This is a genomic window from Thermoflexibacter ruber, assembly GCF_900113045.1.
GTDB lineage: Bacteria > Bacteroidota > Bacteroidia > Cytophagales > Thermoflexibacteraceae > Thermoflexibacter > Thermoflexibacter ruber.
Genome location: NZ_FONY01000016.1, coordinates 1 through 16,875, shown reverse-complemented (window position 1 = coordinate 16,875; position 16,875 = coordinate 1). Strand labels below are relative to the sequence as shown.

The window sequence follows — 16,875 nt, the reverse complement described above, 5'->3', positions numbered from 1 at the left end:
GAATCTTAGCCTTCCTTTTTTTCTTTACTTTTTACCAATTATCAATTCAATTTTATGAAGCAAGTTCTTTTCTCAGTACTGATTTTATTTGCCCTACTATCTTATTCAAATATATATTCACAAACATTTGAAAATGGTTATTATCGGCTAACTACAAAATGGTTAGGAAAAGGTAAGGCATTGGACGTAGTAAATGATGGACAAAACGACCAGTTGACCTTAGCAAGCGTAGAGAATGTTTCTGGTCAGCTTTGGAGGTTTACTCCTATGGGAAATGGATATTATCGCTTGACTAACCAGTGGCAAGGTGAGGAAAAGGCATTGGATATAGTAAATGATGGAACTAATAACCACTTGCAAATGGCAAATACCACTAATGTTACTGGGCAACTCTGGAAATTTACTCCTTTGGGGAACGGTTACTATCGCCTGACTAACAAGTGGTTAGGAGATGGAAAGTCTTTAGATGTGCTAAATGATGACACGGGGAGTTACTTGCAAATGGCGAATACGGAGAGTGTAGGCGGACAGTTTTGGAAAATGGAACTTATTTATTCGCTTGAGGAAGATACAGAAGAAACGGAGGCAAAATTAGAAGATTTCAAGGCTGTACTTTTACACGGCTTTAAGGTAATGGTCAAAAAAGGAACAGAAAAAGAGGAAAAAACAAAAAAAATCATGAGTATTCTCTCTGAAAAATTGGAGGAAGTTACCAAAGCCTTGAAACCAAAGCCGTTGAATTTTCTAAAAACTATACCTATTTGGTTAGAGTTCAAAAAATATGGAAAAGCTTTAGCATGGTGCCATATCTCAGAAGGCTGGTTGGTTAATAATGGCTACCCTGCACAAATGGTTAATTCCATAGAGGTTTGTGATATTCAGAACTTCATTGACTTTCAGCAAGACCAGCCATATAATGTCATCTTGCACGAATTGGGACATGCTTATCACCATTCTCTCTCAGAAGAACTCAAAGAAAAAATAGCTGCTGCCTATAACAATGCACTAAAAAGTAAAAAGTACGAGCAGGTAGAGGATTTTCAAGGGGAGATAGTCAGGCACTATGCCTTAGATAATGAAGGCGAGTATTTTGCAGAACTGACCGTAGCTTTTTTTGGAAGAGGCTACTACATACCCTTTACCAGACAAGAACTGAAAACCTTTGACCCAATAGGCTATCGCTTAATGCAAGAGGTGTGGGAGTAGTATATTTTACAAAATAGCCTTTCTTTATTTATTTCCCTTTTTCTTTTTCCACTCTTTTAAAAAATAGCTAAGTTTGCAGGTGAAATCTGGAATGTAGAATCTGAAAATCTGGAATTAAAAAGTTCGTCATTTCTCATTCCAGATTCCAGATTTTTAATTTCTAATTTTAAAAAAATGGAAGCACTCCCAACCGTAGATACCGCCAAAAAATTAGGCTTGCTGCCTGAGGAATTTGAAAAAATTAAGGAAATTCTTGGCAGAACACCCAACTTTACTGAACTGAGCATTTTTTCTGTGATGTGGTCAGAGCATTGCTCTTATAAAAACTCTATCGTTTGGCTCAAAACCTTACCCAAAGATTCTCCTCGTATGCTTGCCAAAGCAGGAGAAGAAAACGCTGGTTTAGTGGACATTGGCGATGGCTTGGCTTGTTGCTTCAAGATAGAATCTCACAACCACCCCTCGGCTGTTGAGCCTTACCAAGGGGCGGCAACAGGAGTTGGAGGTATCAATAGAGATATTTTCACTATGGGCGCAAGACCTATTGCTCAGCTGAACTCATTGAGGTTTGGAAACTTAGAGTTAGAAAGAACCAAGTGGTTAGTGAAAGGCGTAGTCAAGGGAATTGGTGATTATGGCAACTCTTTTGGGATTCCTACAGTGGGCGGAGAAGTCTATTTTGATGACTGCTACAATGTAAACCCCCTTGTCAATGCCTTTTCCGCAGGAATTTTGAAAAATGGGAAAATTGCCAAAGCAACCTCCTATGGTGTGGGGAATCCAGTATTTATAGTTGGTTCGGCGACTGGCAAAGACGGTATTCATGGGGCTACTTTTGCTTCTGAAGATATTTCTGAGAAAACAGCAGAAAAACTCCCTGCCGTACAGGTGGGCGACCCTTTCCAAGAAAAATTGCTTTTAGAAGCAACTTTGGAAATTATTGATAAAGAACTCTATATAGGCATACAAGACATGGGAGCAGCGGGAATTATCTGCTCTACCTCAGAAATGAGTACCAAAGGCGAGCATGGTATGGAAATTTGGTTGGACAAAGTACCTATGCGTCAGCCCAATATGAAACCTTTTGAAATTTTGCTTTCTGAGTCCCAAGAAAGAATGTTGATAGTAGCAAAAAAAGGCAAGGAGGAAGAAATGAAGGCAATTTTTGATAAATGGGACTTGAATTGCGCTCAAATCGGGGTAGTTACTGATACCAAACGCTTGCATTTTTACATGAATGGCGAATTGGTCGCTGACGTTCCTGCCAAAGACTTAGTGTTGGGAGGGGGCGCACCTGTTTACTATAGAGAGTGGAAAGAACCCGCTTATTATCAAGAATATAAGAAATTTGACATTGATAAAATTCATGAGCCTAATCCCGAAGGCTATGTAAAAATTGCCAAATACTTGCTTTCTCACCCCAATATTGCTTCTAAAAAATGGATTTACCAGCAGTACGATTCTATGGTAGGCACAGCCTTTACAGGCGTAAACGAGCCTTCTGATGCGGCAGTGGTAAACGTAAAAGGTACTAATAAAAACATAGTCATTACTGTCGACTGCAACTCTCGCTATGTCAAAGCTGACCCTGAAGTAGGTTGCATGATTGCTGTTTCCGAAGCGGCTCGCAATGTAGTTTGTGCGGGAGGCGAACCTGTGGCTATTACCAATAACTTAAACTTTGGGAATCCTTATTTACCAGAAGTTTATTGGCAGTTTGTGGGGGCTATCAAAGGTATGAAAGCAGCTTGCGAAAAATTTGGAACGCCTGTAACAGGGGGGAATGTGAGTTTTTATAATCAAAGTACGCCTAAAAATGTAGTGGCGGGAGTAGAAAGTGCCGTAAACCCAACACCTACTATCGGAATGTTAGGGCTTTTAGAAGGTGTAGAAAACAAAATGACTTTGAGTTTTAAAAATGAAGGAGATTTGATTTACCTAATTGGCTTGCCAAAAAACTGCATTTCAAGTTCGGAATACCTCTATTCTTATTGCAAGGTGAAGGAATCTCCTGCCCCTATGTTTGACTTGGACTATGAGTTTTCGGTACATCAAGCCCTCAAAAAATTGATTGCAAACAAGTTAATCCAGTCTGCTCACGATATTTCCGAAGGAGGTTTATTCATTGCCTTAGCTGAATCTGCTATGCACAAGGGTTTTGGTTTCAACATATTGACTTCACCAACTTACAGAAAAGATGCCTTTCTTTTTGGGGAAAGCCAAAGCAGAGTAGTCGTTTCTATAAAACCTGAACAAAAAGAAGCCTTTGAGAAAAACTGCCAAACAGATTTCACCTTTTTAGGCAAAGTTACCAAAGACAACTATTTTACCGTGGACAATCAAGTGCTAATCACTACAGAGGAGGCAAAAAAGCTGTATGAAGGAGCATTGCCGAGCTACTTGGATTAAAGGTTTACTCTACAAGTATTAACTTTTTCACAGCTACTCCCTTATCTGTTTCAAAAACAAGCAGATAAATTCCTGCACTCATAGTAGGAAACTCAATTTTAGTAAGTGTAGCTAACTGTTCAAAATCTTGCTTTTTTACTAATTGCCCCATACTATTGTAGATTTGGCAAGTCAAGATTTTGACTTCTTTGTAATCTATATTGACACTTTGAGTAGTGGGGTTAGGGTAAAGAAGGATTTTTCTACTGGCAAAATCCTTGTCATACTGCCCTTTTTCTGGGCTGAGAATTGGATAGATGGCATGGGCAAAGGCAAAAGTACCTGTTTTTCCAACCACAGGCTCGTTGTACTGCTGCCAAATATTTTGAGCAGTGAGTTCCCATGCCGTATTTCTCAAAGTTTCTGCTGTGTAAATCGCTACTTTTTCATTGCTAAATGGGCTATAATTTAGCTGAATCCCTGCAAAAAAACTTTCTGGTGCAGGAATAGGACTATCTAAAATAATTCTGGTAGGCTGGCGGCGTACCACATCGCGCTTTATATCTGAAAGTAGCAGCTTTTTAGTGGCTAAGACTTGGCTGGGCTTACCGTTCTGCTCGCTCCAAACAGTAAAAGTAACTTCTGATAAGTTGTTAAAGATTTCCACATAGCCAAAGAATATATCTGCCCCGTGCAGCAGTTCATACTTGCCAAAATCAGTAAAATGCTCCGCCTTTGCCCTGTCAAACAATGTGTTATGCCCTGCTAAGTAGTTATTTGTCCCTATAAATTTAATTTCTAATTTTTTACTTCCTGTATTGCTCAGTTTATTTCCAGCAACTACTTGTACTGCCTGCTTACTTACTTCATTTTGGAAACGCATATTATCTACTTTCAAAGAAATATTTTTCCTACCTTCTGAGGTATATTTAACTGACAAAATTCTTTCTGTGGAAGTAGAAGGCAAGCCGTCTGCAAAGTTCCAATTGAAGTTTACAGGCATACCTTGTACATTTTCTTTGACTATTGCACTTTCATTTTTAAGTAAAAAGTTGGGAACTATTTGGAAATCAACATTAGCCTGTATTACTTGGCTTTCGTCTAAGGTTGTAATCGCAATATTGTCTATGTAAAGGCTACTCCCTTCATAATTGATGTTTTTAAAAATTAACCTTGCTGTTGCCGCCTTGCTGATGTCCACAAACAAATTGACTTTTTCCCAATCATTGTTTCGTGGTGTAGTCCTGAAAAGCGACTGAACAGCCGTTCCTAAGAAATTGCCTCCTTGTTTCCAAATCGTTTTAAAAGATTCTCCACAATCATTAGAAAGCATGATTTCCAATGAATCGGTCTTGCCAGCAATAGCACGATAACTCATATCAAAAGTGATATGCAAAAGACTTTTGTTTTGGGTATTCAGTATAGGGGAAATAATGGTGGAGATTTTATCTCTATCTTTGGTATTAGTAGCCAAAAATGAACCCGTGCTAAGTCCAAAGCCCCCAATGTTAGTCCTTCCCCAAGAGTTGCCTGTGATTCTCCACCCATCTATCAACGCCAAGTTTTCAAAATTTTGCTGAAGAGCTCGGATATTGGCATCGGGCAGGGCTATCCTTACATAATTTTTCCGAATGAGTGTATCCGTATTAAAATTACTTCGCACTATCAATATTACATCGTAAGTTCCTGATTGTGTGTATCTTACTCGTGGGTTGGGCAAAGTAGAACTGGAAGGAGTACCATTAGGAAAAAACCACTGGAAAGACTCAATTTTAGTATTTGCGCCGAAAATCGCTGCTTTCTGAGTAAAAACTGCCGTTTGCGAAGGGCATAAATTACGCTCAGTAGCTTCAAAGTAGGCATAAGCCCCATTTGCAGGGATATTTCCTACTCTTGAAAAACGCAGTGAAACTCTACGTGGGCTATTCTCCAGCACAGTTCTCATTCTTAGTGCTTGTTCTTTGGTAAAAAGGTTCAAACAAGAATCATCGGAGTAGTCCATGTAATTCTCTACCATGTTAATATTCCCACAAGATACTCGCCCTGTTTGGCAGTTAAACGAGTTGTTGGATTGGAGAGGCGTATCTTCACAAAAGTCATCTACATTGCACCCTCCATCGCCAGAGATATGAAGCAGCCCTAAAAAGTGTCCAATCTCATGAGTAAGTGTTCTCCCTAAATTATACTTGGGAGAGATACTAAAAAAATTGCCTCTACTATTTGACCCAAAAGCATTAAAATCTACGATTACCCCGTCCGTACTCTCTGTACCTACAAAGTTAGCCCAATTAGTAGTTTCTTGGACTCCCGATAGTATAGGTAAAGTAGCCACTCCAAGAATCCCACCTGCCATATTAGTAACCCAAATATTTACATAACTATCTGTATCCCAAATAGTAATAGGTTTGATAATTTGGTTAAAATCGCTTTGCGTCCATTGACTTTTTTGCCCATTGTAGCGGTGGATGCCTGCTTCTTCTAATATCTTGCCTGCGGGGTCTATACGAGCCAACACAAACTCTATACGCGTATCTGACGCCACAGGTTTAAAACGTATAGGAGTTCTTACTGTATCAGGATTAAGCCTTCTAAAATCTAAGTTAAGGGCTTGGAATTGGCTATAAATCTGCTCTGCACTGAGGTTCGTGCCTGTACCTATTGGCTCGCCTTGGTGAATAATGTGAAAAACTACGGGAAGGCGATATATTTCTTGGTCTTCTTCTGTACGAAAGGCGGCTTGCTTTTTCTTTTTTTCTTGGACAAGTTGGGTCAATTTCTGCTGAAATTCGCTGTTAGGTACTGTCATTTCTAAGTTACATCTTCTCTCCTCTATGACTTGCGCCAGAAGAGAAAATGTAAAAAAAAGAGTTAAGAATACCGAAAATAGAGCTTTAGAAAGAACGCTTATCATATCTGTATCTAATTTGGCGGTGTGTTAAAATGTGGCTTTTGACTTAATAATACCAAAAATAACCTAAAAAAAGCTAAAAATAGCATTTTATTAAGTTAAAATATTGTAAAACAAATAATTATGTTATTTATAGCATATTATCTAAACACTTGTAAATCAATTATTTCAGGTACTTATCTTGTTAATTTATTGTAGAATCATCTCTGCATTCTTACATATCTGAGAATACAAGAAGTATTCATAGAACGTATCTACCTGAGATTGCGTATCTTTGCATAGTAAATCATCACTACAATCCAACTCTAACAAAACTAACGAAAGCTACCTATTAGCAACCTAACTGATAGTTCTTCTTATTGGTTTTCCTGTTCAATCAAAATTTTTAAAAATATGCTACTGATAGCTTTTTATTTGTTTTTTATAGTTTCAATAAGCGAAAATACCGCTATTGAGTCTATGCAAAGAATTAGTGTAGTAAATGAGTCGGTGTGGGAAATTACTTCCATACAAGTAAGCGAAGTAGGTAAAAATGATTGGAGTGAGAATTTGCTTTCTGACAATCATTGGCTTGTAGCGGGAGGGGGGGCAGTGATTATCAAAGCAAAGTGTAACATTTACGATGTGAAGCTCATCGATACAGACAAGCACCAATGCATCATTAAGCAAATAGACATCTGTGGAAATAGTCAAAGTTTGCTGATTACCGATAAGAATATTAGCCCTTGCCTTTCCAATTAAATTTGATATAATTTGAGAAATAGTATGCTTGCATAATATTTTTTATTATCTTTGTCATAGATTAGGATAAAGTATGGAAGATAATAAGAAGAAGCAGTCATTAGACTTCAGCGTAAAAGCCGCTTGGTTAGCTATTGCCAAGATGTATAATGCCTTAGGAGCAGACCATCATGTTACCCACTCCATAGGATATGTATTACTCAATATAGACAAAGAGCATGGAACGCCTGCCACTAAAATAGCTCCCCTGATGGGCATGGAAGCACGTAGCCTGAGTAGAATGCTCAAAATGATGGAAGACGAACAGATGATTTACAGGCAGATAGATAAAAAAGACAAGCGAAAAGTTTTAGTCTGTCTTACAGAAAAAGGAAAGGAAAAAAGAGAGTTTGCACGCCAAGTCGTAAAAGAGTTTAACCGCAAAGTCAAAGAGCAACTTACTCAAGAGCAATTAGCCCATTTTTTCCAAGTTATAGAGAAGATTAATGAGGTTGCAGAGGCTTATAAACTTCCTCAGCAAGAGGAAATCTTGCTGACCGAAGTTCTTTGAAAAATAACTTATCTATTTGCGTAGAGCAGTTAATTTAATATTATACCCCGTAGATTAGAGAAAATTTTGATTACTCAATAAACTTTACTTAATTATATTCTTAATGAAAATAGAACACATCGCTCTATGGGTAAAAGACTTAGAAGCCCAAAAAAATTTTTACACTCGTTTTTTTGGTGGGAAAGCAGGAGAAAAATATACCAATCCGAAGAAAAATTATACTTCGTACTTTATTAGTTTTGATACAGGGGCAAGACTCGAACTGATGCACATTCCTACTATTCCTGCCAATCAAAATGACTTGGATAAGCAATATCTTGGACTGATTCATTTTGCTATGTCAGTAGGAAGCAAGGAAAAAGTAGATGAACTTACTGAAACACTGCGTTCTGAAGGCTATAAAGTATTGGGTGAGGCACGATGGACAGGAGACGGCTATTACGAAAGTGTGGTTTTAGACCCTGAAAATAACAGAATAGAAATTACCATCTAAGCCAGATAATCTTCTATGATGTCGTTTTTAAAAGTTTTGAGATGAAACTTCTCCCCATCAAAAACCCCAAAAGTACACTTTTTTACCCATTCACCGATGTTGAAATACCTGCCCGCAGGAGCATTTGGATTGCCCCCAACTTCTAAGTCAAGAGGGAAATGCCTGTGTCCAAATACATAATAATCAAAATGCCACTGCTTTTCTACCTCTTTGCAATATTGCCAAATAAATTCTTTATCGCCTAAAAAAGCAGGAGGGTCGCCTTTGATAAGTTTGCTATGTTTAGACCATCTATGTCCAAAGGACATTCCAAAATAAGAAGGCATCAATCGGTCAAAAAGCCACTGGAAAAGCCGTACTTGAAAAAAAAACTTTTTTAACATTTTGTACTTATAATCTCCATGCCCTAAACCATCTCCATGCCCGAGCAAAAAATCTTTTCCCTGAAAGCGAGCAGTTTGTGGTTTATCATATATGCTTACTCCCAACTCCTCAGTAAAGTAAGAGAACATCCACAAGTCGTGATTCCCCGTAAAAAAGCTAATGGGCACTCCACCATCTACTATCTCGGCTACTTTGGCTTGAAACCTCACAAAACCCTTAGGAATAACGTGCTTATACTCAAACCAAAAATCAAAAATATCTCCCATCAGGAAAATATGTGCCGCATCTTGCCTCGCTATATCCAACCAGCGAATAATTTTTAACTCCCTTTTCAAACTCTCCTTGCGGTTAGGCACACCAAGGTGAAAGTCTGAGGCAAAATAAATTTTTTTACCTTGTAAATCTGCTATGTGCGGAATCATACGCTTTTATAGTCTTTCTTTATTATGATGTTGGCTTGCAAAATAAATAACTTTTCCTAAGACTATCTTTAGAAACTCACTACTACTTTTTTTAATAGTTGTGCAAAAAAGATTAGATTGACGAAGGCAAGAAGATAAATGGAGGCAAAAGGCACATCTTTGTAGATAAAATTGAATTTATTAGATTAATTTTGAAGTACTTATGAAAATAGCTTCTAAATATAGCCTTATGAAGTCATCAAATTTACTTCTCCAATTCTCGAGAGCGATAAAATTCTCTAACTTTTCATATTGACAAATTGCAAAGGAACACCCCATGCCTCTTGTCTTTGGCGACAAAAAGCAATCACTTTTTGCAAATCATCTATTTTTTTCCCTGTTACGCGTACTTGGTCGTCCATGATGGCAGATTGGACTTTGAGATTAAGGTCTTTGATTTCTTTGACTATTTTCTTGGCTATCTCTTTGTCCAGACCTTCTTTGATAGGGATTTCTTTTTTCAATACTGCACCAGATTGGTATTCCTCTTGGCTCAGGTCCAAAGATTTGGCATCTAAACCTTGTTTGACCATGCGTTCTATGATAACCTTGATGACCGCCTTCATTCTCAGGTCGTTTTCTGTGGTGATATGCACAATGAGGTTCTTTTTATCCAATTCTATCTCTGTCTTAGAGTCTTTGAAATCAAAGCGCGTAGTAATTTCCTTCTTTGAGGTATTGATAGCATTATCAAGTGTTTGGTGGTCTATTTTGTTTACAATGTCAAATGATGCCATAGTCGTAAATCAGTTTAAAACTTTCTCTGTAGTTGTTGTTGGATTGCCTCTATCATTTCTTGATATTGAGGAATATGGGACAGAACTTGGGAGGTAACTTCCGCTGAGCGTGTAAGTAAGGGATAAAATTTGGAATTGGAAAGTTTATTGGCATTGGTAATGCCTATGTAGGTAAATAGCTGTAAGAGAATCGCCATCGCCACTGCATACTTAAACATTCCAAATACTGCTCCTAAAATATTGTCAAAACCTTCAAAAAGCACTTTTTTTACTATGGTTTTGAGCAGCTTACCTATCCAACTCACTGCCAAGGCTATCAACACAAAGAATAATAAAAAACTTGTAAATGAAACACTTTTAGAAAGCTCTGCCCAGTCGTGTCCTACTTGCAAGCCTTTGAAAATCAAAATTAAAAGTACAATAAAAATCAATAAGGAGATAATTTCTACAATCAGTCCTTTTTTGTAGCCTTTGTATGCTCCTAAAATCAGAAAAAGCAAAATAATTCCGTCTAAGGAACTGATATTGTCAAAAATACTATTCTCTGTCAATATACTATCAAACTTTAAAAATGAGAAGAATTAAAGTTCCCACCATTATTATTGTGCTGTGAGTGATTTTGATTAGGGGAACGCTGCCAAATGTAAATCACAAACATCACAAATACTATGATTACGCAAAGTACTGCCAAAAGTTTGAGCAAGCCAGAGTTAGTATCTTCAGCTTGCATTTTGGCTTGGGTAGTGGCAGTCAAATCCTTGATGATGCGGAGTTCCGTTTTTGCATCGCTTAACTCAATCTTTGATTTATTCAATTCTGTACGCGAGTTGCTTAGTTCTTCCATGAGTTTATTGACCTGCGCTCTAAGTTCTTTGACCTCGTTTTGTGCGTTGCCATTAGATTGTGTAATATTTTTGAGGTCATCTTGCGTCCTTTTTAGTTCTTCTTTGGCTTCTTTAAGTTGTTTCTGAGATTCTGCGAGCAGGTCTTGGTTAGATTTGAGCAAGTTGTTTTGTTCTTTGCTTCTCTCGGCGAGGGCTTCTAACTCTTTACTTTTAGTTTCTATGATGTCATGCAGACGCTTTTTATCATCTTTGAGTTCGCGAATCATATTTTCTAACTCGGAGAGTGTCATCTGTTTTTCATTCATTTGTTGCCCCTTGGCTTCGAGCATTTGGTCGCGCTTTTCTATGTTTTTTTTCAATTCTTCTATACTCTTTTTTAAGTCCACTATTTCCTCTTCGCGATTTTTTATCGTTTTCAAATGCGATTCATTTATTTTAGCAAGTTCTTGGTTACTTGCCTCGAGATTGCGAAGTATCTGCTCATCTTCTTGGGAAAGACTGGGCTTCGCTACCAAGTACACCCCCAAACCTGCCAAAAGTATAATTACTACAATCCGAATGAGGCTTGCTTGCGAAATCATACTTTTTCTAATATTGATATTCATATTTTTACGAGAAAATAACATGAGTAAGCGATTGGCATAAGTAATTCTACCGCTAAATTAAGTAAAAAAACTTAATAGTCAAATTTTTACAGTAAAAAGTTAAAGTAAAACTTTAAGTATTTTTGTCCTAATAGCTTCCTCTAAACTTTCTTACAAACCATTCTACGCTTACCAAACTGATGAGCAAGAAAAATAACCACTTAAGATGAATCAACTCGCTAACTTCTTCGCTACTGTGGATAGTGCTTTGCGCTTTGGCGGTGAGCAGTTTTTCTTTGAGTTGATTGAGATTTTCGCTTTTTACAAAGATGCCTCCCGTCTGCTTGGAAAGTTGCCTAAGTAGGTTAAAATCCGCAGTGGTGTTCAGTGCTTCTATTTGCAACTCCCTGATGGTAAACTCACCTGTGGCACTTTCCTGCTTGCCTTCTATGACAGTATTGGCTTTGAAGCGGTAGATGCCTTGGGGCAGTTCATTAATTTTGTACTTGAAGCCTTCGGAAGCATTGGTATAAGTGTAGTTAGTACGGTTTCCTTTTTCATCAGTAAGTTGTAAATCAATTTTTTGCCCGTAGATTTTCTCGTAGATGTCGTTGTAGGCTTCGGTTTCAAAAAGTACGCTTTCGGTACTTAGGTATTCGCTAAGGGTGGTATTTACCCTGAACTTTCGCTTGTCTTCTTTGGCAGATACGTACTGTATCAATTTGGGAAAAAACTCATCAAAAGCCTCTTGATTCTCATTTTTAGCATACTCTTGTAATCTCCACTGCCACAAGCCTTCTCCAATGACAATAGCTGTTTTTTTGTCATTATTTTCATTGACTACGAGCAGAGGTTTCTCCGTTACTAAACTCCCTACTCTTTGGTAAAGCACTACTTCTGAGTTTGCCGCTATGCGATAGTTGCCAAAAGGTACAGTGATAGGGGGATACCTTCCTACTACTGACTTTTTCTCGTCAGAAAAGTTAAATCTATTGAAATTGTTGTTAAAGGCAGGAGTAACCTTGTCTGTCTGAAAGCCACTTGCCAACACATTTACACCTACTTGCAAGTTATTGAAATTCAATAAATTTGTTTCGCTTCCGATGATGAAAATAGAGGGAATATTTTTTGCCATGATTTCCTTCATCAGGTTATTGGCAGTAACTCCTCTTTTAGAGGGCAGTTGGTGGAAAATGACTAAATCGTATTTCTCATTTTTTTTCAACTGCTCAGCAGGCATGAGGTCTGGAATAAAAACATCTATTTGGTAATTTTCATTTTTCTCCATTGCAGAGCGTATCGCCTTGATGTCTGGGTGGGGCGAGGCGGCAAGCATCAAAATTTTTTCTCTACCGTCTAAAATGTCTATATAGATGTGCTTGGTGTTGTTGCGAGCAGTAAACTCCCCTCCTAAGGCTTTTAACTCTACTATATAATGGCTCATGCCTTTTTCCTTTGCCTCTACCAAGAATTGTACTTGTTGCAGTTCATTTTCCTTTGTAAAATTTAAAGTTTTGCTTTCTATGATGTTCCCATTTTGAGAAAGCACCAAAGAAGTCTGTTTTCCTAAAAAACCTGTATTATTGATTTCAGCTAAAATTGGAAATTTATTACCCAAATAAGCAATTTTGTTGTGATATACTGCTTTCAAGCTCAAATCGCTTTGTGGGACGGTATCCCCAATGCCAATGGTATGTATGCTCATATTATAGGTGCTATAGGTAGGAGCAACTCCTTGATTGTAAATACCATCGGAAAGTAAGATTACGCCTGCAAGATTTCTATTTTCGTAGTTACTTTGCACGGTAGAGAGTAAGTTACCTAAGTTAGTAGAAGGATGGTCAAACTTTACATTGCTTACTTTTTCTTCTGAAGTTCCCTCGTTCAGTGTTTGAATAGCTACTTCAAACTCTTTGTCTTTCAACTCATTAGATAATACATCTAATTCTTTTTTAAGAGCATTGATAGCCGTAGTATCGTTGGTAAGGGGAATTGACTGAGAATTGTCTATGGCAATGACTATTACAGGTTTCTCAAAGTAGTTTTTTATCAGTCGGATAAAGGGATTGAGCAATAGAAAACATATCAGACTTACTAATAGGAAGCGCAAAGAAGCCAAGATACGATTTAGCGACAGTCCCCAAGGTGCCTCTTTGGTATAGAGCAAAATAGCATACGCCAAACCCACTAATACGCACAAAATCAAGAAATAAGGAGAGTATTCCGTAAATAGATTAGTCATTCAGTCAAGAGTTTTTGTTTGTCCTAAGCAAAGATATAACTTTTGCAATCATTCCTGCATCATTTTAGAATTTTTACCATTTCTTTAAGCCTTATGCTCTTGTTTTCTTGTAAAATTATAGAAATTTGGGAAAATTAAAGTAGGCTATTTAAGCAGATGAGTAAAATTCAATACCAATTTAAAAAAGAAAATCTTGCTATTTCCGAGCCAACCAAGCACAAGGCGGAGCAGCTCAGGACGGAGGAAATGCTGATTAATTTAGGACCTCAGCACCCCTCCATGCACGGAGTATTGCGTCTGGAAGTGATAACTGATGGAGAGATTATCAAGGAGGTAGTTCCGCATATAGGCTATTTGCATCGGTGCTTTGAAAAACACGCCGAGTCTATGGCTTATAACCAAACTATTCCGTATGTGGATAGAATGGACTACGTAGCGGCGATGAACTCTGAACACGCTTACGCTTTGGGCATAGAAAAAATGTTAGGCATTACGCAGCAGATACCTAAGAGGGTGGAGTATATCAGGGTGTTAGTGGCAGAATTAAATCGTATTGCTTCTCATTTTGTGGCTCTGGGAACGTATGGCTTGGATATAGGAGCGGTAACTCCCTTTCTCTGGCTAATGCGAGATAGAGAACATATTTTGAGGCTTTTAGAATGGGTTTCAGGGGCAAGAATGTTGTATAACTACATTTGGATTGGAGGGCTTTACTACGACTTGCCTGTAGGCTTTGAGGAGAAGTGCCAAGAGTTTGCAGACTATCTACAACCCAAATTGACAGAATTTCAGCAACTGTTAGTAGAAAATAAGATTTTTGTAGAAAGAACAGCAAATATAGGCGTGCTTCCCTTAGCAATGGCAATTAACTACGGAGTTACAGGTCCTATGCTGAGGGCTTCAGGATTGAAATTTGATTTAAGAAAGGTTGATGCTTATTCTGTCTATCCTGAGTTGGATTTTGAAATACCCGTAGGGCAAGGGCAAATGGGGACTTTGGGTGATTGCTGGGACAGGACTTATGTAAGGGCAATGGAGTGTGCCGAGTCTTTAAAAATCGTCAAACAGTGTTTACTAAGGCTCACAACGGATTTGAAACGCACACGAGAGTTTGACCCGCAAGCAGCAGTTCCTAAGAAAATACGATTCAAAGAACAGATAGACTACTATGCAAGAGCGGAAAACCCCAAGGGAGAGTTAGGATTTTTTTTCCGAACTATCCCTAATAGCGATATTCCTTTCAGAATAAAAGCCAGAGCTTGCTCGTTTTGTAATCTGTCAGTGCTTTCTGCACTAAGCAAGGGCGTAATGCTGGCAGACCTGATTGCTATTGTAGGTTCTTTGGACTTAGTTATGGGAGAAGTAGATAGGTAAAAATACCCTACTTTAAAACTGTCTTAGAAAACGCACATCATTTTCAGTAAACAAACGTAAGTCTTTGATTTGGTATTTGAGCATAGTTACCCTTTCTATGCCCATGCCAAAAGCAAAGCCTGTATATTTTTCTGAGTCTATTCCGCAGTTTTCCAACACGTTAGGGTGAACCATGCCCGAGCCAGCAATCTCTACCCAGCCTGAATATTTGCAGACATTGCAGCCTTTTCCTTTGCAAATCAAGCAGGTAACATCTATTTCTGCACTTGGTTCTGTAAATGGGAAGTAAGAAGGACGATAACGTACTTTGGTATCTTTACCAAACATTTCCTTAGCAAAATGATAAAGTGTTTGCTTTAAATCTGCAAACCCCACATTCTCATCTACATACAGTCCTTCTACTTGGTGGAACAAGCAATGCGCTCTGGCAGAGATAGCTTCATTTCTATATACACGTCCTATCATTAGGGAACGAATAGGCGGTTTTTGCTTTTCCATCAAGCGAATCTGCACCGAAGAGGTATGAGTTCGCAAGAGTATATCCGAACTTGTTTCGCTATCACTTTTCTTTTTTTCTATAAAAAAAGTATCCTGCATCTCTCTGGCGGGGTGATTAGGAGGGAAGTTCAGTGCGGTAAAGTTGTGGTAGTCGTCCTCAATTTCAGTCGCTTCCGTTTGGGTAAAACCAATTCGTTCAAAAATCTCTACAATGCGCGCACGCGTTTGTACGAGCGGGTGGATAGAACCCAAGGTATGCGGAATGGGAGGGAGCGTCAGGTCGTTAGGCTTACCACTGCTGCCTTCACTTTTTGCTTCTACTGCCTCTACAAGTTCTTTGAACTTTTCTTGGGCGATGTCTTTGAGTTTGTTAAGTTCCTGCCCAAAAGCCTTGCGATTCTCTGCCGCTATATTTTTCATTTGGTCAAAAAGGGCAGTAATTACCCCTTTTTTCCCTGTAAACTTGCTTTTGAAAACTTCTAATTTTTCTTTGGTATCTGCTTGAAAGTCTTTAATTTCTTCAATAATTTGATTGATTTGATGGAGTTGCTCTTGCATAAAAATTATTTTGCTTTAATCCTCGAATACTTTTTTTAAATTAACACTAAATTGGGGAATGATGCTTGTTGGCAAGTTATCCTCTTGGTCATAAACTTGTGCTTCTGCATATTTTCCACTTTCATTTAATAAAAAAACTTCTACTAATTTATCTTTGGGGTAAACAATCCAAAACTCTTTTACGCCAAACTCTTGGTAAAGCTCCTTTTTTAATATTTTATCTCTTTTTTGAGTACCTTGTGAGATAATCTCAATGATGAGGTCTGGGGCACCTATCCCGCCTTTATCATCTAATTTCTCTTTATCACAAAAAATACATAGGTCTGGCTGGACTACCGTGTAAATTTCCTTTTCTTTTTTTGCCTCGGGCTTAGTAGGAAAGCGAACATCAAAGGGAGCATTATAAATTTCACAACCACAGTGATTTATACTAAAAAAATGCTCAAACTGATATTGTATTCTTTTTGATGCTCTTTGGTGGAGGCGAAGCGGTGCTGCCATAGGCACAACTTTCCCTTTAATCAACTCTACCCACTCATCAAACTGCCAAGTAAGGTAGTCTGCATAGGTATAGGTTTTGTCAAGGTCTATCTCAGAAAGACTATGTTTCATAAAGCATCAATTTTCACTCGGCAAAGATAGAAAAAGTATTTAAAAAATTTCTCCTGTATTTATTACTAAACCTTCTATGACCTTACTTTGAATAGGGCTGCCTTTTGCTACTTGCTCGGCTAATTGCATTACACCGTTTTCATTGTGATAAATCTCTATACTTGCTTTTTCTACATTCACTATCCAATACTCTATTACTCCATATTTGCCATAAACTTTCATTTTTTCTTCATAATCTTGGTGTATAGTACTTTCTGAAAGAATTTCTATCACTAAATCAGGCGCACCATAGGT

15 protein-coding genes are annotated in these 16,875 nt (G+C 38.0%); 6 read left to right on the top strand and 9 right to left on the bottom strand.

The window, feature by feature from the left end:
• Positions 1-54 precede the first annotated feature (54 nt).
• Positions 55-1,206 (top strand): RICIN domain-containing protein, encoded by a 1,152-nt coding sequence (locus tag BM141_RS10010; RefSeq protein ID WP_091544783.1) that lies wholly within the window; start codon positions 55-57, stop codon positions 1,204-1,206.
• A 174-nt stretch (positions 1,207-1,380) separates the two neighbouring features.
• Complete coding sequence (gene purL, locus BM141_RS10005) at positions 1,381-3,615, top strand: phosphoribosylformylglycinamidine synthase subunit PurL (protein WP_091544781.1); 2,235 nt, start codon at positions 1,381-1,383, stop codon at positions 3,613-3,615.
• 4 nt (positions 3,616-3,619) lie between these two features.
• Here purL and BM141_RS10000 read toward each other — a convergent pair whose 3' ends face one another.
• Entirely contained in the window at positions 3,620-6,505 is a 2,886-nt protein-coding gene (locus tag BM141_RS10000) for a M43 family zinc metalloprotease (RefSeq protein ID WP_091544779.1), read from the bottom strand.
• A 390-nt stretch (positions 6,506-6,895) separates the two neighbouring features.
• Between BM141_RS10000 and BM141_RS09995 the strand changes: the two genes are divergently transcribed.
• The 3 genes from BM141_RS09995 to BM141_RS09985 all read left to right on the top strand — a co-directional run bounded on the left by BM141_RS09995 (position 6,896) and on the right by BM141_RS09985 (position 8,286).
• Positions 6,896-7,243: a hypothetical protein gene (locus tag BM141_RS09995; protein ID WP_091544777.1), complete on the top strand. Its 348-nt coding sequence runs from the start codon at positions 6,896-6,898 to the stop codon at positions 7,241-7,243.
• 73 nt (positions 7,244-7,316) lie between these two features.
• Positions 7,317-7,793 (top strand): MarR family winged helix-turn-helix transcriptional regulator, encoded by a 477-nt coding sequence (locus BM141_RS09990; protein ID WP_091544776.1) that lies wholly within the window; start codon positions 7,317-7,319, stop codon positions 7,791-7,793.
• Between the two features lie 103 nt (positions 7,794-7,896).
• Complete coding sequence (locus BM141_RS09985; protein ID WP_091544774.1) at positions 7,897-8,286, top strand: VOC family protein; 390 nt, start codon at positions 7,897-7,899, stop codon at positions 8,284-8,286.
• Here BM141_RS09985 and BM141_RS09980 read toward each other — a convergent pair.
• The 5 genes from BM141_RS09980 to BM141_RS09960 form a co-directional block, all read right to left on the bottom strand.
• Complete coding sequence (locus BM141_RS09980; RefSeq protein WP_091544772.1) at positions 8,283-9,092, bottom strand: UDP-2,3-diacylglucosamine diphosphatase; 810 nt, start codon at positions 9,090-9,092, stop codon at positions 8,283-8,285. The genes BM141_RS09985 and BM141_RS09980 overlap by 4 nt on opposite strands.
• A gap of 278 nt (positions 9,093-9,370) precedes the next feature.
• On the bottom strand, positions 9,371-9,868 hold the full coding sequence (locus BM141_RS09975; protein ID WP_091544770.1) for a YajQ family cyclic di-GMP-binding protein: 498 nt from the start codon (positions 9,866-9,868) through the stop codon (positions 9,371-9,373).
• A gap of 14 nt (positions 9,869-9,882) precedes the next feature.
• Positions 9,883-10,419: a CvpA family protein gene (locus BM141_RS09970; RefSeq protein ID WP_177217333.1), complete on the bottom strand. Its 537-nt coding sequence runs from the start codon at positions 10,417-10,419 to the stop codon at positions 9,883-9,885.
• 14 nt (positions 10,420-10,433) lie between these two features.
• On the bottom strand, positions 10,434-11,318 hold the full coding sequence (locus BM141_RS09965) for a coiled-coil domain-containing protein (protein ID WP_091544766.1): 885 nt from the start codon (positions 11,316-11,318) through the stop codon (positions 10,434-10,436).
• A gap of 127 nt (positions 11,319-11,445) precedes the next feature.
• Positions 11,446-13,539 carry a vWA domain-containing protein gene (locus BM141_RS09960; protein ID WP_091544764.1) on the bottom strand — a complete coding sequence of 698 codons (2,094 nt, stop codon included), beginning with the start codon at positions 13,537-13,539 and terminating at the stop codon, positions 11,446-11,448.
• Between the two features lie 156 nt (positions 13,540-13,695).
• On the opposite strand from BM141_RS09960, the gene BM141_RS09955 reads away from it, so the two are divergent.
• A complete protein-coding gene (locus tag BM141_RS09955) occupies positions 13,696-14,913 on the top strand; it encodes an NADH-quinone oxidoreductase subunit D (RefSeq protein ID WP_091544761.1) in 1,218 nt (405 codons plus the stop codon).
• Between the two features lie 12 nt (positions 14,914-14,925).
• Here BM141_RS09955 and pheS read toward each other — a convergent pair whose 3' ends face one another.
• From pheS to BM141_RS09940, 3 genes are all read right to left on the bottom strand, one after another.
• Positions 14,926-15,969, bottom strand: a complete 1,044-nt coding sequence (pheS, locus tag BM141_RS09950) for a phenylalanine--tRNA ligase subunit alpha (protein WP_091544759.1) — start codon at positions 15,967-15,969, stop codon at positions 14,926-14,928.
• A 15-nt stretch (positions 15,970-15,984) separates the two neighbouring features.
• Entirely contained in the window at positions 15,985-16,581 is a 597-nt protein-coding gene (locus BM141_RS09945; RefSeq protein ID WP_091544757.1) for a Uma2 family endonuclease, read from the bottom strand.
• 39 nt (positions 16,582-16,620) lie between these two features.
• On the bottom strand, positions 16,621-16,875 hold a 255-nt coding region (locus BM141_RS09940; RefSeq protein ID WP_143090883.1), incomplete at its 5' end, for a Uma2 family endonuclease.